Source organism: Pelagerythrobacter marinus (genome assembly GCF_009827515.1).
In the GTDB taxonomy this organism is placed as follows: Bacteria; Pseudomonadota; Alphaproteobacteria; order Sphingomonadales; family Sphingomonadaceae; genus Pelagerythrobacter; species Pelagerythrobacter marinus.
Window position 1 is genome coordinate 164,146 of the sequence record NZ_WTYO01000004.1, and the last position, 17,436, is coordinate 181,581.

Sequence of the window (17,436 nt, forward strand, 5' to 3'; positions counted from 1 at the left end):
GGCGCCGGTGGCGGCGACGCGGCGCCCCGCCTCCGTCCTCAGGCGACCGATATCGCCAGTTCGCCGTCGCCTTCGTCGACCTCGACCGTGCTGCCGTCGGGCACTTCGCCGGCCAGGAGGCGCTCGGCCAAGGGGTCCTGGAGGTAGCGCTGGACCGCGCGCTTGAGCGGGCGGGCGCCGTAGACGGGATCGTAGCCGACCCGGCCCAGCCAGCGGCGGGCGGCGTCGGTCAGGTCGAGCGTGATCTTGCGATCGGCCAGCAGCTTCTGCACCCGCGCGACCTGGATGTCGACGATCGGCGCCATGTGCTCGGCCGCCAGGCGGTGGAACAGGATGATCTCGTCCAGCCGGTTGAGGAACTCGGGCCGGAAATGGCCGCGCACGACGTCCATCACCTGGTTTTCGACGCTTTCCACCCCTTCGCCGTCCTCGATCTGGGTCAGGAACTGGCTGCCGAGGTTGCTGGTCAGGATGATCAGCGTGTTCGAGAAATCGACCACCCGGCCCTGCCCGTCGGTCAGCCGCCCGTCGTCGAGCACCTGGAGCAGGACGTTGAACACGTCGTTGTGGGCCTTCTCGACCTCGTCGAACAGCACGACCTGGTAAGGGCGGCGCCGCACCGCCTCGGTCAGCACGCCGCCTTCCTCGTAACCGACATAGCCCGGCGGCGCCCCGATCAGCCGGGCGACCGCGTGCTTCTCCATGAACTCGCTCATGTCGATGCGTACGAGAGCATCGTCGTCGTCGAACAGGAAGCCGGCGAGCGCCTTGGTCAGCTCGGTCTTGCCCACGCCCGTGGGGCCGAGGAAAAGGAAGCTGCCGAGCGGCCGGTTCGGGTCCTGCAACCCGGCGCGCGCACGGCGCACGGCCTTGGACACGGCCTGCACCGCCTGTTCCTGCCCGATCACCCGCTGGCCGAGGATCGATTCCATCTGGAGCAGCTTTTCCCGCTCGCCTTCCATCATCTTGTCGATCGGCACCCCGGTCCAGCGGCTGACGACCGAGGCGATGTCTTCCTCCGTCACTTCCTCCCGCAGGAGCGCGTTCTCGGTATGGCCCTGGGCATCGGCCAGCTGCTTCTCCAGCTCGGGGATGCGGCCGTACGACAGCTCGCCCGCCTTCGCGAGGTCGCCCGCGCGCTGCGCCTGCTCCAGCTCGATCCGCGCCTGGTCCAGCTCTTCCTTCAGCCGGCTCTCGGCGTGGATCTTGTCACGCTCGTTCTGCCAGCGCGCGGTCAGTTCGCCCGACTGCTGTTCGAGGTTGGCCAGCTCCTCGCGCAGCGCGGCGAGGCGATCGCGCGAGGCCTGGTCGCTTTCCTTGCCTAGCGCCTGTTCCTCGATCTTGAGCTGGATGATCCGGCGGTCGAGCGCCTCGATCTCTTCCGGCTTGCTTTCCACTTCCATGCGGATGCGGCTCGCGGCCTCGTCCATCAGGTCGATCGCCTTGTCGGGCAGGAAGCGGTTCTGGATATAGCGGTTGGAAAGCTGCGCCGCGGCGACGATCGCGCTGTCGGTGATGCGCACGCCGTGGTGAAGCTCGTACTTGTCCTTGATCCCGCGCAGGATCGAGATCGTGTCTTCCACCGTCGGCTCGTCGATATAGACCGACTGGAACCGCCGCTGAAGCGCCGGGTCCTTCTCGACGTACTTCTGGTATTCGTCGAGCGTGGTCGCGCCGATGCAGTGCAGTTCGCCCCGGCTGAGCGCGGGCTTGAGCAGGTTGGAGGCATCCATCGCGCCTTCCGACGCGCCGGCCCCGATCAGCGTGTGCATCTCGTCGATGAACAGGATGATCTGCCCTTCGGCCCCCTTCACTTCGTCCAGCACGGCCTTCAGCCGTTCCTCGAACTCGCCGCGATACTTCGCCCCCGCGATCAGCGCGCCCATGTCGAGCGCCATCAGCGTGCGGCCCTTCAGGCTGTCGGGCACGTCGCCGTTGGCGATGCGCAGCGCCAGCCCTTCGGCGATCGCGGTCTTGCCGGTACCGGGCTCGCCGATCAGCGCGGGGTTGTTCTTGGTCCGCCGGGCAAGGATCTGCACGGTGCGGCGGATTTCCTCGTCCCGCCCGATCACGGGGTCGAGCTTGCCGTCGCGCGCGGCCTGGGTCAGGTCGCGGGCATATTTCTTCATCGCGTCGTAGCTTTCTTCCGCCCCGGCGCTGTCTGCCGTGCGGCCGCCGGTAACGTCCTGGATCGCGGCCTCGAGCGCCTTGGCATCGACATTGGCGGCCTTGAGCGCGCGGCCCGCCGCACTGTCGGCGGAAAGCGCCAGCGCCTGGAGGATACGCTGCACCGGCACGAAGCTGTCGCCGGCCTTGTCGGCCAGCTTTTCCGCCTGGTCGAGCAGGCGAACCGCATTGTTGTCCAGCCCCGGCGTCTGCTGCGCGCCCGACCCGGAAACCGCGGGCACTTTCGCCAGTGCTGCATCGACCTCGTCCACCGCCAGCCGCGGATTGCCGCCGGCCCGTTCGATCAACTGCCAGGCCATGCCCTGGCTGTCTTCCAGCAGGGCCTTGAGCAGGTGTTCGGGGCTGATCCGCTGATGGTTCATGCGGATGGCGATAGTCTGCGCCGACTGGAGGAAGCCCTTGGCGCGATCGGTGAATTTTTCGAGATTCATCACGGATCCCTTGTCCTGAGTACCGGCTCGATATGGTGTTGCCCGTTTGCAACACAAGCCCTCCCCGCACCAGCGCGGAAAGGTGTGTTACCCAGATATAGGACCGCCGGGGCGCGTGGCGAGGGAAAAGGCGAAAATCTTGCCGCCCGCGGGCCGATGGCGCGCCGGGCCGGCGGCGGCGGCGCGCGCTCAGTCGCTGGCGACGCTCTCGATCCCCGGGACCAGGAGGCTGCGCCCACCGCCGAAATCCTGCCGCACGACGACGAGGCCCAACCGCTCCATGTGTTCGAGCAGGCGGCGAATGCGGCCCGGCGAACGCGAGCCGTAGACCCGCGCCAGTTCCTCGTCCTCGGGCGCAGCCAGCCCCTCCGCCGCGGCGGCGGCGATCGCGAGATAGGGGGCGAGCACGTCGTCGGGCACGTTCTGCGCGAGCCCGAGGATGCGCGCGCGCATCTCCTCGTCGAGCCGGTCGAGCCCGGCGCTGGCAATGGCGAAACGGCGGCGGAAGGCAGTCATGTCCGGCAGGGGGCCGACCAGCCGCAGCTTGCGGCACCGCAGCAGGAAGCCCTGGTAGAGGGCGGAGGCGGATTGGAACGTCGCCCCGTCCTCGCGTGCCATCGCGGCAATCACGCCCTCAATGTCTTCCGACGTGCCGCCCGCATCGGGCGCGGGCGCGCCGTCACCCTCCCCGCCCCGGGTGCCGGCACCTTCGCCGCTGCCTTCGCCGGCAGGGGACGCGCCCTGCTGCCCGGCCGCCGCCATCGCCTCCACCAGCTGTTCGGGCGCGGGGGCCGGGGGCGGCGGCGGCGGGGCGGGAACGGGCTTTGCCGCCTCGCTCGCGAGATCGCCGAGGAGGAGCGATTCCATCTCCTCCGGCGCGGCATCGGGCAATGGCATCAGCCCGTCCTTGCGCGCCGCGCTGCCCGACTTGACCGGGCCGATCTTCACCGCCAGCGGCCGGCGGCTGATCGCCGGGCCGAGGGCGAGGAAATGGCCGCGTTCCAGCTCGCGGATACGTTCGGCCTGGCGCCGCTCCATCCCCAGCAGGTCCGCCGCGCGGACCATGTCGATGTCGAGGAACGTGCGGCCCATGAGGAAATTGGACGCCTCGGCCGCGACGTTCTTGGCCAGCTTTGCCAGGCGCTGGGTCGCGACGATCCCGGCCAGCCCGCGCTTGCGCCCGCGGCACATGAGGTTGGTCATCGCGCCCAGCGTCATCCGGCGGGTATCCTCGGCGATCTCGCCCGCCACCGAGGGGGCGAACATCTGCGCCTCGTCCACCACCACCAGCGCCGGGTACCAGTGCTCGCGCGGGGCATCGAACAGCGCGGTCAGGAACTGGGCGGCGCAGCGGATCTGCTGTTCGACCTCCAGCCCTTCGAGCGCGAGGACGACCGAGGCGCGGTGCGCGCGGATGCGGCGGGCGAGTGCCTCGATCTCCGCCGGCGAATAGGCCGCGCCGTCGATCACGACATGGCCGAACGGCTCGGCCAGCGAGACGAAGTCCCCTTCCGGATCGATCACCACCTGCTGCACCATCTGCGCGCTTTCTTCCAGCAGGCGGCGCAGCAGGTGCGACTTGCCGCTGCCCGAATTGCCCTGGACGAGCAGGCGCGTGGCGAGAAGCTCCTCGACGTCGAAGTCGACCGGCGCCCCGCCCGCATCATGGCCGATGGTGATCGTCGCTTTCACGCCCCCGGGGGTAGCGGGCCGAATCCCCGCGCCGGAAGGGGGCAGGCCGAGTTATCCCGAGGCAAGTTGCCGCCCCTTCCCCGGTCGCGCGCCCGGGCGGCAGGCACCGGTCCGCCCGGTCATGCAGTTGGCCGAAAAAACGTGTCGAATCGCGGGCCCGGGCCTAGGATCGCGCGATCTTTTTCGAATCGCTTCCGGGGGAAAGCCATGAAATTCAAGCTCGCCACAGTCAGCCTCGCCGCGCTCGCGCTGGCCGCCGGCACCGCGGCCCAGGCCCGCACCGTCGCCGAACCGGCCGCCGCCGATCCCGCCGCCGCAGCCGCCGCCGTGATCGGGGAGCCGGCACCGGTCGCCGAGCTGATCGAAAGCGTTTCGATCCCTTACGAGCAGTTCCAGCTCGACAACGGGCTGACCGTCCTGGTGCACGAGGACCGCAAGGCCCCCGTGGTCGGGGTCTCGGTGTGGTACGGTGTCGGCTCCAAGCACGAGCCGGAGGGCAAGACCGGCTTCGCCCACTTGTTCGAACACCTGATGTTCAACGGCAGCGAGAACGCGCCAGGGGATTTCTTCGAGCCGCTGCAGCAAGTCGGCGCGACCGATTTCAACGGCACGACCTGGTTCGACCGGACCAACTATTTCCAGACGGTGCCGACCGGCGCGCTCGACCTGGCGCTGATGCTGGAAAGCGACCGCATGGGCCATCTCCTGGGCGCGGTGACGCAGGAGAAGCTCGATAACCAGATCGGCGTGGTCCAGAACGAGAAGCGGCAGGGCGACAACCAGCCCTACGGCCTCGTCCAGTACGAGCAGCTGGAGAACCTCTACCCCTCCGGCCATCCCTACCACCATTCCACGATCGGCTCGATGGAAGACCTGTCGAGCGCGACGCTGGAGGACGTGCGCAAATGGTTCCGCGACCACTACGGGCCGAACAACGCGATCCTGGTGCTGGCGGGCGACATCGACACCGCGACCGCGCGCGAGAAAGTGACGAAGTGGTTCGGCGCGATCCCCGCCGGCCCGGCGATCGAGCCGGTCGAGGCGCCGGTGCCGACCCTGGCCGAACCCAAGGCGAAGACGATCTACGATCGCATCGCCAGCCCGCGCCTCTACCGCACCTGGGCCGTGCCCGGCCTCGACAACCCCGACTACCTGCCGCTGAGCATGGGGGCGACGGTCCTGGGCGGCCTCGCCAGTTCGCGGCTCGACAACGTGCTGGTGCGCGAAAAGCAGCTGGCCGTGCGGGTCGTCGCGAGCGCGCAGATCTTCGCCCAGGCGGGCCAGTTCATGGTCTATGCCGACGCCCGCCCCGGGGTGGACCAGGACGAGCTGGCCGCCGCGCTGGACGCGGAGATCGCCCGCTTCATCGCCGAAGGGCCGACCGCCGACGAGTTGCAGCGCGCGACCACGACCTATGCCGCCGGCGAGATCCGCGGGCTGGAGCAGGTCGGCGGGTTCAATGGCAAGGCGCCGACGCTGGCCCAGGGCCTGCTCTATTCGGGCAACCCGGCCGAATACCGCGAAGTGCTGCAGGCGGCCGCCGCGATGACGCCCGAGCGCGTGCGCGAGGTGACGGCGCGCTGGCTCTCGCGGCCGGTCTTCGCGCTGACGGTGGAGCCGGGCGACCGGCAGGAAGGCGGCGAGCATCGCGGCGGCTTCTTCACAGGGGCCGAGGCGGGCAGCGGCGGCCTGGCCGGCCCGGCGTTCTATTCCGGCCCCTTCGCCATGCAGGCCGCCGCCGCGGCGGCCGAGGCGGACCGGTCGAGCCTGCCCGAAGTGGGCGAGCTGAAGCCGCTCGACTTCCCCGATATCGAGCGCGCGACCCTGTCGAACGGGATGGAAGTCTTCTTCGCCCGCCGCGACGCGGTGCCGACCGTTTCCGTGCGGGTGAACTTCGACGCCGGCTATTCGGCTGATCCGAAGGACCGGCTGGGCACCCAGTCGCTGATGCTCTCGCTGATGGACGAAGGGACGCGGCGGCTCGATTCGACCGCGCTGGCGATCGCCAGGGAACGGCTCGGCGCCAGCCTCTATGCCTCGGCCGATGCCGACACGACCTCGGTCGGGCTCGACGCGCTGGCCCCCAACCTCGCGCCCTCGCTGGAGCTGATGGCCGAATATATCCGCCACCCCGCCTTCGACCCGCAGGAGCTGGAGCGGGTTCGCGCCCGGCAGCTGACGCGGATCCAGAACGAGCTGAACAATCCCGGCGCGATCGCCCAGCGCGCGCTCGCCCCGATCCTGTTCGGCGAGCGCCATCCCTATGGCATCCCGCCCTCCGGCACCGGCCACGCCGAGGTGATCGAGACGCTCACCGTCGACGAGATCCGCGATTTCCACCGCACCTGGCTGCGGCCCGACAAGGCGCGCGTCTTCGTCGTGGGCGACACCACGCTGGGCGAAGTCACCCGCCTGCTGGAGGCGAGCTTCGGCGACTGGCAGGCCCCGGCCGAACCCGCGCCGGAGAAGAACTTCGACGCGCCGATCCCGCAGCAGGAATCGCGCGTGATCCTGATCGACCGGCCCAATTCGCCGCAGTCGGTGATCCTCGCCGGGCGCGTGCTCGAGCAGAAGGGGACCGACGACCTGGTCGTGCTGGGCGCCGCCAACGAGGTGTTCGGCGGCAGCTTCCTCAGCCGGATCAACATGAACCTGCGCGAGACGAAAGGCTGGTCCTACGGCGTGCGCAGCCTGCTGCAGCAGCCGCTCGACCGGTCGAGCTTCCTGATCTACGCCCCGGTCCAGGCCGACCGCACGGCGGATTCGATCGCCGAGCTGCGCAAGGACCTGTCGGCCTATACCGACGACCAGGGCGTGACCGCGGCCGAGCTGACCCGCCTCGTCAATGGCAACGTGCGCGAGCTGCCGGGCCGGTTCGAAACCTCGCGCGCGGTGCTGGGCGGCATGGTCAACATCGTGACCTACGGCCGGCCGGACGACTATTACGAGACGCTGGCCGAGAAATACGCCGGCCTGACCGCGCCCCAGCTCGACGAGCAGGCCCGGGCGGCCTTCCTGGGCGAGGACCTGGTCTTCGTGGTCGTCGGCGACGCCTCGGTGGTCGAGCCCCAGCTCGAGGCGGTCGGCCTGCCGGTCGAGGTGCGCCGGGCCGAGACCGCCGAGGGCGAATGACCTTGTTGACATTGATGTAAGCAGGGGCGATTGCTAGGTTCGATTTCAACCGAGGAGATGACAATGTCTGTTGGCGGCACTTACGACTGCGTAACCAAGACCCCGATGGGGGAACAGAAGAGCACGTTCACCGTGGTCCCGAGCGACGACGGCACGACCTTCACCGGCCAGAACGCCGGCACGCTCGGCTCGATGGACGTGAAGGACGGCAAGATCGACGGCAACACGCTGACCTGGAAGATGGACATGACGGTGCCGATGCCGATGACGCTGGAAGGCAAGGCGACGGTCGAAGGCGACCAGCTGACCGGCACCGTCAACGCCGGCGCGTTCGGCGCCATGCCGATGACCGGCCAGCGCACCGGCTGATCCGCACGATCACCGAAAACCGAAGGGCCGCCGGAGCGTTTCCGGCGGCCCTTTTTCGTTGCATCGGATTGCGTCGCGGGGCCGGCGCGGGGCCGGCGGGCCCCGGCTACCCTTACCCCAGCTTCGCCTTCAGCAGCTGGTTGACGACCGCCGGATTGGCCTTGCCCTGCATGGCCTTCATCGTCTGGCCGACGAAGAAGCCGAAGAGCTTGTCCTTGCCGCCGCGGTATTCCTCCACCTTGTCGGCGTTCTTCGCCAGGATCTCGTCGATCGCGGCCTCGATCGCGCCGGTGTCGCTGACCTGCTTCAGGCCCTCGCTCTCCGCGATCTCGCCCGGTTCGCGGCCGGTCCTGAGGACGATTTCGAAGATCTCCTTCGCCTGTCCGCCCGAAATCTCGCCGCCGGCCTGCATGGCCAGGATCGCGGCCTGGGCCTCGGCCGTGGCATGGGCGGGGTTCGCCTCGTCGCCCAGCGCGTTCATCACCCCCGGCGCGACCGAAAGCGACCAGTTGGCAACCTGGGTCGCGACGTCCTTCTCCCCCTTTCCTATGCCCCGGGCGGTCGCCGCCAGCAGGGTTTCGAAACGGGCGAAGGTTTCCACCTCGGCCGTCAGTTCGCGCGCGTTGTAATCGCTGAGGCCGAGTTCCTCGACGTACCGGCGGCGCTTGGCATCGGGCAATTCGGGCAGCGAGGCCCGGCACTCGGCCAGGAAATCCTCGTCCAGCTCGAGCGGCAGGAGATCGGGATCGGGGAAATAGCGGTAATCGTGCGCGTCTTCCTTGCTGCGCATGGAGCGGGTCGTGCCGCTGTTCGGATCGAACAGCCGCGTTTCCTGCACCACCGTGCCGCCATCCTCGATCAGGTCCACCTGTCGGCGCGCCTCGTGCTCGATCGCCTGCATGACGAAGCGGACCGAGTTGACGTTCTTCGTCTCGGTCCGGGTGCCGAACTCCTCGCCCGGCTTGCGCACGCTGACGTTCACGTCGGCGCGCATCGATCCTTCTTCCATGTTCCCGTCGCACGACCCGACATAGCGCAGGATCGTGCGCAGCTTGCGAAGATAGGCGCCCGCTTCGGCCGGGCTGCGCATGTCGGGGCGGCTGACGATTTCCATCAGCGCCACGCCGCAGCGGTTGAGATCGACGTAGGACATCGTCGGATGCTGGTCGTGCATCAGCTTGCCCGCATCCTGCTCGACATGGATACGCTCGATCCCGATCACCTTGTCTTCGCCGATACCGGCCTTCTCGTCCGCCTCGATCGTCAGCGAACCTTCGCCGACAAGCGGGTGGTAGAGCTGCGAGATCTGGTATCCCTGCGGCAGGTCGGCGTAGAAGTAGTTCTTGCGGTCGAACCGGCTCCATGCGTTGATCTGCGCCTCGATCGCCATGCCGGTGCGGACCGCCTGGCGGATGCATTCGCGGTTCGGCACCGGCAGCATCCCCGGCATTGCCGCGTCGATCAGGCTGACCTGCGTGTTCGGCTCCGCCCCGAAGGCGGTGGAGGAGCCGGAAAAGAGCTTGGCGTTGGAGGTCACCTGCGCGTGGACTTCGAGGCCGATCACGACCTCCCATTCGCCGGTTGCGCCCTGGATGCGATAAGTGCTCATCATGTGATTCCGCGCATGTGGGCGGCGGTCGCCGCCATTTCCTCTTTCAGCATCTGCGTGGCGGGGCCTTCGACTTCCGCCTTTTCGCACACGTTGATAATGACTTCGGCATATTCGGGATACTTCCGCAGCTCGTAAGCTGCCGCCATCTTGGACGCGATGGAACTGTCCGCCCGGCCAAGGTGATCCATGATCTGGAAGAACCGCTGATACTGCTGGTGGCGCACCTCGCGCCGCTTGGCGAGGGCATATGTCACGGCCGACCAGGCCAGCGCGATCAGGGGCACAACCACGCCGCCCCATGCGATCCACTCGCCCGGGGTCGCCAGGTCCATCGTCACCACCACTTCTCCGGCTTCGCGGCGAAGCCCGCGCGCCGTTCGATCGCGAGGCCGGCGTTGAGCACGCCCTGTTCGTCGAACGGCTTGCCGACAAGCTGCAGGCCCAGCGGCAGGCCGTCGCGGTTGAGCATGGCGGGCACGCTCATCGCCGGCAGGCCGGCGAGGCTGGCGGGCACGGCGAAGACATCGTTCAGGTACATCGCCAGCGGATCGTCGGCCTTTTCGCCCAGCGGGAAGCTGGCGGTCGGCGTCGTCGGCGCCAGGATCACGTCGCATTCGGCCCAGGCCCGTTCGAAATCGCGCGCGATCAGCGTGCGGATCTTCTGCGCCTGGTTGTAATAAGCGTCGTAGAACCCGGCCGAGAGCACGTAAGTCCCGATCAGGATGCGCCGCTTCACCTCGTCGCCGAACCCTTCGGCACGGGTCGCGGCGTACATGTCCTGCAGGCCCGCGGCCTTGCCCGCTGCGTCTGCCGGCAGCTCGCGCAGTCCGTACCGCACGCCGTCATAGCGGGCGAGGTTGCTGGAGGCTTCGGCCGGGGCGATGATGTAATAGGCGGGCAGCGCATACTTGGTGTGCGGCAGCGAGATATCGACGATCTCCGCCCCGGCATCGCGCAGCCACTGCTTGCCGCGTTCCCAGCTGTCGAGGATTTCCGGGTCGGTCCCCTCCATCCGGTATTCGCGCGGGATGCCGACTTTCCTGCCGCGCAGATCGTCCGACAGGCCGGCTTCCCACGCGGGCACCGGCAGGTCGAGGCTGGTCGAATCCTTCGGGTCGAAACCCGCCATCGCGCCCAGCATGATCGCGCAATCGGCCACGTCGCGCGCCATCGGCCCGGCCTGGTCGAGGCTGGAGGCGAAGGCGACCACGCCCCAGCGGCTGCACCGGCCATAAGTCGGCTTGATCCCGCAGATCCCGGTAAAGGCCGCCGGCTGGCGGATCGAGCCGCCGGTGTCGGTGCCGGTCGCCGCGGCCGCGATGCGGGCTGCGACCGCGGCCGAGGAGCCGCCCGACGAGCCGCCCGGCGCGAGCGGGCTGTTCCCGCCGTCCTTGCGCCGCCAGGGGCTGACCACGTTGCCGAAATAGCTCGTTTCGTTGGACGAGCCCATCGCGAACTGGTCGAGGTTGAGCTTGCCCAGCATCCCCGCGCCGGCATTCCACAGGTTCTGCGACACCGTGCTTTCGTAGCGGGGGACGAAGCCTTCGAGGATGTGGCTCGCGGCGGTGGTCTGCACCCCCTCGGTCGCGAACAGGTCCTTCATCCCGATGGGCACGCCGGCCATCGGCCCCAGCTCGCGGCCCGCCGCGCGATCGGCATCGACCCGCTCGGCCGCTTCGATCGCCTTGTCCGGCGTGGCGACGATGAAGGCATTGAGCGCGCCCGCGCCCGCGACCGCCGCGTTGAAGGCTTCCGCCACTTCGCGGGCGGTGAAATCGCCGGCCGCGACCCCGTCGCGGATCGCCTTGACGCCGAGTTCGGTCAGTTCGGTCATGATGCGTGGTCCTGGACTTGGCGGTTCCCGAAACGCTCGCGGTTGAACCGCGGCGCGGGACGATCGGGGGCAAGCGCCGGCATCGTCACTCGATCACCTTCGGCACGCCGAAGAAACCGTGTTCCGCCGCCGGGGCATTGGCCAGCACGTCGTCGCGCCGGTTGCCCCCGGTCAGCGGGTCCGCGTCGACCTCGTCCGCGCGCAGGCGCAGGCTGTTGGGGATCACGGCGGTCATCGGCTCGACCTCCGACGTATCGACTTCGCCGAGCTGTTCGACCCAGTCGAGAATCTGCGACAGCTCGGGCGCCATGCGCGCCAGCTCGTCCTCGCTCATCTTGATGCGGGCCAGCGAGGCGATCTTCGCCACGGTGGTCTGGTCGACGGACATGCGGATTTGCCCTTCGTGCTGGAAAGGATTGCGGATAGCCGGGGCGCTAGCAGCGCGCCGGGCGGCATTCAAGCTGGCATGCCGGTGCCGGGGGCGGCACCGCGGCGCAGCGCCGGGCGGCGGTTACTCGCCCGGTTGCGGCGCGCCGGCGCCCTGGCCCTGCTGCTGCATCTGCATCATCTGCTGCATGGCCTGCATCCGCTGCTGGAACTGCTCGAACGGCATGAAGTCGAGCAGCTCCACCTCGAACACCAGGTCGCTGTTCGCCGGAATGGCGACTTCGCCGGTCATCGGGTTGACCTTCTCGTCCCCGCCATAGGCTTTCTCGGCCGGGATCTCGACCAGGTACTTGCCGCCCTTCTGCATCTTCACCGCGCCTTCGCGGAACCCCTCGATCATCCCTTCCAGCGGCAGCGGGGTCGCCTGGCCTTCGTCGAAGACCGTGCCGTCGGCCAGCTTGCCGGTATAGTTGACCAGGACGACGTCGTCGGGCGCGGGGCTCGCGCCTTCGCCCGCCTCGACCACCTCGACCGAGACGCCTTGCGGCACCGCCGCCCAGGCGAGCCCGCCGGCGAGCAGGATCGCGACGAGGACGCCCAGCCACAGCTTGATCAGGCTGCCCCTGGCGATGGGCTGGATCGGAACGCGGGTTACTTCGGTCATGCAAGGTTCCTGAAATGCGAAAGGGCGCGGGAATCGCTTCCCGCGCCCTGTAGGCTTAACGCTGCTGTGGGTTCAAGCGCGAAGCATCGCCGCGCGCCCCGCCGGGGGCGCGGGCCGCACCTTACTTGGCGCCGTCACGCTCCGCCCGCTTGCGTTCCAGCTTGCGCGCGCGGCGCACGGCGGCGGCCTTTTCGCGCGCGCGCTTTTCGCTGGGCTTCTCGTAATGGCGGCGCAGCTTCATCTCGCGATAGACGCCTTCGCGCTGCAGCTTCTTCTTGAGCGCGCGCAGGGCCTGGTCGACGTTGTTATCGCGAACGATGATCTGCATGAATTCAAACACCTCACAGCAACGGCGCAGAGCCCGCACAGCGCGGGGGATGCGCCTTTACGAATCGAACGAAAAACGCGCCGAATCCGTTCCGGACCGGCTCGAACCAGCGGGCACATAGGCAAATCCGCGCGAATTGGCAAGCCGCCCGCGTGATCGGCGCGGCAACCCCCATGGCAGGCCCCATGGCACCCCCCATGGCAGGTGGTGCGCGCACGCGGCGGCGAAGGCCCCCGGCCGGCGCGGCGAAAGCCGCGCCCGCGGCCATCTCGATCCTCGACCTCGCCCCGTTTTGACCCTAAGGGCGGCGCATGACAAGCGTTTCACCGATCGCGGCCAGCCTCTACGTCTTCGTCGGCGGCGGCGCCGGGGCGATCCTGCGTTACCAGGCCGGCCGCTTGCTGACCCACCTGCTCGGCCCCCAGGCCGTGACCGCCTTCCCCTGGGCCACGCTGGCGGTCAACGTCATCGGCGGCTGCGCGATGGGCCTGCTCGCCGGATGGCTGGCGCGCCACGGCGGCGGCTCGGCGGGCGAACAGTGGCGCCTGCTCGCCGGGGTCGGCCTGCTGGGCGGCTTCACCACCTTTTCCGCCTTCAGCCTGGAGCTGATGCTGCTGATCGAGCGGGGCCAGCCCTGGCTGGCGGCGACTTACGCGCTGGTCTCGGTCCTCGCCGGGCTGACCGCGCTCTACATCGGCCTGATCGCGATGCGGATCGCGGCATGAGCGAGCGCGACGCCCCCGATCGGCGCTCTCCCCCGCGTTCGGGCGCGCGCGCCGAATCGCACAAGGTCCGCCAGTTCACCGTCGATCCCGACGACGACGGCATCCGGCTGGACCGGTGGTTCAAGCGGCACCTGCCGCAAGTCGGCTTCGCGACGATTTCGAAGTGGGCGCGCACCGGGCAGGTCCGCGTCGACGGCGGCCGCGCCCGGCCCGAAGATCGCCTGGCCGCCGGGCAGACGGTGCGCGTGCCCCCGGGAGGCGAGGCGCCGCATCGCAGGCCGCGCGCCCGGCGCCCGCTGACCGAGGCCGAGATTGCCGAGGCGCAGGCCATGGTCATCGCCGAGACGAAATCGGCGATCGTGCTCAACAAGCCGCCCGGCCTCGCCACCCAGGGCGGCAGCAAGACCCACCGCCACGTCGACGGCCTGCTCGACGCCTTCGCCCCGGGGGAGGACGATCCGCGCCCGCGCCTCGTCCACCGGCTGGACAAGGATACCAGCGGCGTCCTGCTGGTCGCGCGCACCCCGGGCAGCGCGGCGTCTTACTCCAAGCGGTTCGCAGGGCGCAGCGCGAAGAAAGTCTACTGGGCGCTCGTCGTCGGCGTGCCCGACGTGGCCGAAGGAACGATCGACGCCCCCCTGGCCAAGCAGCCGGGCACCGGGGGCGAGAAGATGCATGTCGACGAGGAAGGCGGCCAGCGCGCGGTCACCCGCTATCGCGTGGTGGACCGGGCGGGCAAGAAGGCGGCCTGGGTGGAGCTGGAGCCGCTGACCGGGCGCACCCACCAGCTGCGCGTGCACATGGCCGCGATCGGCCACCCGATCGTCGGCGACGGCAAGTACGGCGGTCAGGAAGCCTTCCTGACCGGCAGCGTCAGCCGCAAGATGCACCTGCACGCGCGCCGCCTGATCATCGATCAGCCCGCCAGCGGCGGGAAACCCGGCGGCAAGCTGGACGTGACCGCCGAACTGCCCGAACACTTCGCCGCCTCGATGGAACAGCTCGGCTTCGATCCCGCGGCGAGCCCGGCCGAGCCGCTGCGCGAGGCACCGCCCGAACGCTCGCGCGCCGAGAAGAAGCAGGCCGCCCGCCAGCACGCCAAGCAATATCGCAAGGCCCGGCGCGGCGAGCGGCGCCAGCGCGGCGACGCGGGCGGCAGGCCTAAGCGGCCCGGCGGCGGAAAGGGGCGGCGCAAGTGACGGTGCGGCTCGCGGTATTCGATTGCGACGGCACGCTGGTCGACGGGCAGGCACCGATCTGCAACTCGATGGAAACCGCCTTCGCCAGCGCCGGCCTGCCCGCGCCCGAACGGCACACGATCCGGCGGATCGTCGGCCTCAGCCTGCCGCAGGCGGTGCGCCTGCTCGCGCCCGAGGCGGAGGAAGAGCGCCGCCGCCACGCGGTCGAGGCTTACAAGGAGGCGTTTCGCGCCTGCCGGCTCGACGGCACGCTGGAAGAGCCGCTGTTCGACGGCATTGCCGAAGCGATCGCCGGCCTGGCCGGGCGCGGGTGGACGCTGGGGGTCGCGACCGGCAAGTCCGACCGGGGGCTGACGAGCTGCCTTGCCACCCATGGCCTGGCCGAACGTTTCGTGACTCTCCAGACCGCCGACCGGCACCCCTCCAAGCCCCACCCTGCCATGCTGGAAGCCGCCCTGGCCGAAGCCGGCGCGCTGGCAGACGACGCGGTGATGATCGGCGACACGACGTTCGACATGGAAATGGCCCGCGCCGCGGGCGTGCGCGCGGTCGGGGTCGCCTGGGGATACCACAGCGAAGACGAACTGCGCGAGGCGGGGGCCGCGCTGGTCGCCTCCCACCCCGCCGAACTGGAGGAGCTGCTGCCATGAACGATCCCGCCATGGGGCGCCATTTCGCGATCGTCGCGGTCCGTTTCACCGGCATTGCCTTCATCCTCCTCGGCATTCTCGCGCTGCGCGGGGCGATCGATCTTGCCGACGGGGCCGGCTACGTCCTGATCGCGGTCGGCCTGCTCGAGGTCTTCCTCGTGCCGATGATCCTCGTCCGCCGGTGGAGGACGCCGCGGCAATGAAGCGTTTCTACCGCGAAGTCTCGGTCGCGCCGCATGCGGACGGCTGGCGCGTCGCGCTCGACGGGCGGGCGATCAGGACCCCGCTCGGCGCCCCGCAGGTCGTGCCCACGCGGGCCCTGGCGGAGGCGATGGCGGACGAATGGCGCCGGCAGGGGGAAACGATCGATACCGCCGGCTTCGTCCTGCGCGACCTGGCCGATTACGCGATCGACGTCGTCCGGGGCGATCGCGCGGCCGCGATCGACGGCCTGCTCGCTTTCGCGCAAACCGATACGCTGTGCTACCGCGCCGATCCCGAGGACGCGCTCTATCGCCGCCAGCACGAGGTCTGGGAACCGCTGGTGACCGCGCTGGAGGCGCGCGAGGGGGTGCGCCTCGAACGGGTCAGCGGGGTGATCCACCGTCCGCAGCCGGCCCCGACACTGGCCGCCCTGCGCGCCCGGCTGGAGGGGGCGGACGACTTCGCCCTGTCGGGCGTCCACGCGATGGCATCGCTCGCCGCCTCGCTCTGCGTCGCGCTGGCCGCGCTGCACGACGATGCCGATGCCGAGGCGCTGTGGAACGCGGCCAACCTGGAAGAAGACTGGCAGGCCGAGCTGTGGGGCCGCGACGAGGAAGCCGCCGCCCGCCGCGACCAGCGCCGCACCCGCTTCCTGGCCGCCAGCGAGTTCGCCGCACTGGCGCGGCGCGAATGGAATACGCGATAACGCCTGACCTGCCCAAGGCGCAGTGACGTTTTACCACTGTTTATTGGTTTCCGCATAGATTGTTCGTCCATGGTACGGGCGACCAAGATCTATAGGTATGTCATGGTGGTCGATGGCGGAATGGCTCCCAATCCGCGGGGAGAGTTTCTGTCCCTTGCTACCTGCAAGCCGGCAATCCGCAAATCTGCGAAGGAAGGCGACTGGGTCGTGGCCAACCGCGGATCGCCTCACAACGACCAGGTCGTCTGGGCTGGCAGGATTTCCGAGATCTTACCTATTGCCGACTACTCACGCCGGCACCCGAAGCGGGAGGACGCCCTCTACCGCTTGGGTGACACCGGCTTGCTGGAGCGTATTCCCGGGCGAGCCCCATGGTATCACCCCGAACACGACCAGCAGGCCAAGGACATGAAGGGCAATGTCCTTCTGTTCGACTGGCAAGCGGCCTGGTACTTCGGCAGTCAGCCGCGCTCATGGCCGCAGGCTCTCGAACACCTGATCGCCCGGGGCCAGGGCCACCGCGTGAACGGCGTGAAGCCGACGGACGAGAAGACCCTCGTCGCATGGTTGCGCGTCGAACACAGTCCTGGGGCGATTGGATTGCCCAGAGATGGGTGGGAAGGCCCCCGGTCAAGCATGTGTTCGAGCCGACGCAGACCGAGATGTAACGCGCCATCTCCAGGACGGAGCAAACGCAGCAGCCCGAAGCCGAAACGCGCGCGTTGCTAGCCCAGCCAGTCGGCGACCTGGCCGGCGACGTCGTTGGCCGCGCGGTTGAGCGCGGGGCCGACCTCGGCCGCCTCGGGCGCGACGGCGGGGATCACGCTTTCGAACCGGCGCGTCTCTATTCCCCGGTCGGCGGTGTCGCGGATCGCGTCGAAGCGCACGACGACCGAGGACGTGGCCGCATCGTAGCCGAAATCGCGCAGCACGCCGCGCAGCTGGGTGCTCGGCGTCAGCGCCGGATCGTCCGAATCGATCACCACGCGCGCGGTGCGGGTGCGGATCGTTTCGGCCAGGAGCGTGCGGAACAGCCGGGCCGGCTTGTCCACCCAGACCGCGTCTTTCAGATAGGCGAGGCTGGCATCGTCCACCCGCACCGGCACGCGCACGACGTCCAGCCGCGCGGGCGCATCGGGCACGATGATCGCGAGCGAGCCCGCGGCCGTGCCCGCCGCGCCCGATCCCGCCGGGGCCTGCGCCGTCGGCGTCAGCGTCAGCAGGCTTTCGGGCGGTTCGCTGCCGAAGCTGACGCACCCGGCCAGCGCGGCGAGCGCCGCGAGCGCCGGAAAGGTCCTGGTTGTCGCGCGCATGGC

Annotated in this window: 17 protein-coding genes; 8 read left to right on the forward strand and 9 right to left on the reverse strand. The window is 69.3% G+C overall.

The window, feature by feature from the left end; all coding sequences use genetic code 11:
• Nucleotides 1-38 precede the first annotated feature (38 nt).
• Both clpB and GRI72_RS10270 read right to left on the reverse strand, forming a co-directional pair.
• A complete protein-coding gene (clpB, locus tag GRI72_RS10265) occupies nt 39-2,618 on the reverse strand; it encodes an ATP-dependent chaperone ClpB (protein ID WP_160733836.1) in 2,580 nt (859 codons plus the stop codon).
• A 189-nt stretch (nt 2,619-2,807) separates the two neighbouring features.
• Nucleotides 2,808-4,310, reverse strand: a complete 1,503-nt coding sequence (locus GRI72_RS10270) for a helicase HerA domain-containing protein (protein WP_160733837.1) — start codon at nt 4,308-4,310, stop codon at nt 2,808-2,810.
• A 207-nt stretch (nt 4,311-4,517) separates the two neighbouring features.
• Between GRI72_RS10270 and GRI72_RS10275 the strand changes: the two genes are divergently transcribed.
• Both GRI72_RS10275 and GRI72_RS10280 read left to right on the forward strand, forming a co-directional pair.
• Nucleotides 4,518-7,442: a M16 family metallopeptidase gene (locus GRI72_RS10275; RefSeq protein ID WP_160733838.1), complete on the forward strand. Its 2,925-nt coding sequence runs from the start codon at nt 4,518-4,520 to the stop codon at nt 7,440-7,442.
• A gap of 63 nt (nt 7,443-7,505) precedes the next feature.
• Nucleotides 7,506-7,811 (forward strand): hypothetical protein, encoded by a 306-nt coding sequence (locus tag GRI72_RS10280; protein ID WP_160733839.1) that lies wholly within the window; start codon nt 7,506-7,508, stop codon nt 7,809-7,811.
• A gap of 112 nt (nt 7,812-7,923) precedes the next feature.
• Here the strand turns inward: GRI72_RS10280 and gatB are convergent, their stop codons facing one another.
• From gatB to rpsU, 6 genes are all read right to left on the reverse strand, one after another.
• Nucleotides 7,924-9,420, reverse strand: a complete 1,497-nt coding sequence (gene gatB, locus GRI72_RS10285) for an Asp-tRNA(Asn)/Glu-tRNA(Gln) amidotransferase subunit GatB (protein WP_160733840.1) — start codon at nt 9,418-9,420, stop codon at nt 7,924-7,926.
• Complete coding sequence (locus tag GRI72_RS10290) at nt 9,420-9,761, reverse strand: hypothetical protein (protein WP_160733841.1); 342 nt, start codon at nt 9,759-9,761, stop codon at nt 9,420-9,422. The genes gatB and GRI72_RS10290 overlap by 1 nt, the downstream gene beginning before the upstream one ends.
• Nucleotides 9,758-11,257: an Asp-tRNA(Asn)/Glu-tRNA(Gln) amidotransferase subunit GatA gene (gene gatA, locus GRI72_RS10295; RefSeq protein WP_160733842.1), complete on the reverse strand. Its 1,500-nt coding sequence runs from the start codon at nt 11,255-11,257 to the stop codon at nt 9,758-9,760. Before gatA ends, GRI72_RS10290 begins: the two co-directional genes overlap by 4 nt.
• 85 nt (nt 11,258-11,342) lie before the next feature.
• A complete protein-coding gene (gene gatC, locus GRI72_RS10300; RefSeq protein ID WP_160733843.1) occupies nt 11,343-11,645 on the reverse strand; it encodes an Asp-tRNA(Asn)/Glu-tRNA(Gln) amidotransferase subunit GatC in 303 nt (100 codons plus the stop codon).
• A 123-nt stretch (nt 11,646-11,768) separates the two neighbouring features.
• The gene (locus tag GRI72_RS10305; RefSeq protein WP_160733844.1) at nt 11,769-12,308 is read right to left on the reverse strand and encodes an FKBP-type peptidyl-prolyl cis-trans isomerase; all 540 of its coding nucleotides are present in this window, start codon (nt 12,306-12,308) and stop codon (nt 11,769-11,771) included.
• Nucleotides 12,309-12,429: 121 nt separating this feature from the next.
• Nucleotides 12,430-12,636: a 30S ribosomal protein S21 gene (gene rpsU, locus GRI72_RS10310; protein WP_047807610.1), complete on the reverse strand. Its 207-nt coding sequence runs from the start codon at nt 12,634-12,636 to the stop codon at nt 12,430-12,432.
• 311 nt (nt 12,637-12,947) lie between these two features.
• Between rpsU and crcB the strand changes: the two genes are divergently transcribed.
• From crcB to GRI72_RS10340, 6 genes are all read left to right on the forward strand, one after another.
• Nucleotides 12,948-13,361: a fluoride efflux transporter CrcB gene (crcB, locus tag GRI72_RS10315; protein WP_160733845.1), complete on the forward strand. Its 414-nt coding sequence runs from the start codon at nt 12,948-12,950 to the stop codon at nt 13,359-13,361.
• Nucleotides 13,358-14,560 (forward strand): RluA family pseudouridine synthase, encoded by a 1,203-nt coding sequence (locus GRI72_RS10320; protein ID WP_160733846.1) that lies wholly within the window; start codon nt 13,358-13,360, stop codon nt 14,558-14,560. Before crcB ends, GRI72_RS10320 begins: the two co-directional genes overlap by 4 nt.
• A gap of 2 nt (nt 14,561-14,562) precedes the next feature.
• Complete coding sequence (locus GRI72_RS10325; RefSeq protein ID WP_160733975.1) at nt 14,563-15,210, forward strand: HAD-IA family hydrolase; 648 nt, start codon at nt 14,563-14,565, stop codon at nt 15,208-15,210.
• Complete coding sequence (locus GRI72_RS10330) at nt 15,207-15,413, forward strand: hypothetical protein (protein WP_160733847.1); 207 nt, start codon at nt 15,207-15,209, stop codon at nt 15,411-15,413. The genes GRI72_RS10325 and GRI72_RS10330 overlap by 4 nt, the downstream gene beginning before the upstream one ends.
• The gene (locus tag GRI72_RS10335) at nt 15,410-16,120 is read left to right on the forward strand and encodes an ATP12 family chaperone protein (RefSeq protein WP_160733848.1); all 711 of its coding nucleotides are present in this window, start codon (nt 15,410-15,412) and stop codon (nt 16,118-16,120) included. The genes GRI72_RS10330 and GRI72_RS10335 overlap by 4 nt, the downstream gene beginning before the upstream one ends.
• A 69-nt stretch (nt 16,121-16,189) precedes the next feature.
• Complete coding sequence (locus tag GRI72_RS10340; RefSeq protein ID WP_160733849.1) at nt 16,190-16,849, forward strand: Nmad2 family putative nucleotide modification protein; 660 nt, start codon at nt 16,190-16,192, stop codon at nt 16,847-16,849.
• Here GRI72_RS10340 and GRI72_RS10345 read toward each other — a convergent pair.
• The gene (locus GRI72_RS10345) at nt 16,846-17,433 is read right to left on the reverse strand and encodes an ABC-type transport auxiliary lipoprotein family protein (protein WP_160733850.1); all 588 of its coding nucleotides are present in this window, start codon (nt 17,431-17,433) and stop codon (nt 16,846-16,848) included. The two genes, GRI72_RS10340 and GRI72_RS10345, sit on opposite strands and share 4 nt — an antisense overlap.
• Nucleotides 17,434-17,436: the final 3 nt, after the last annotated feature.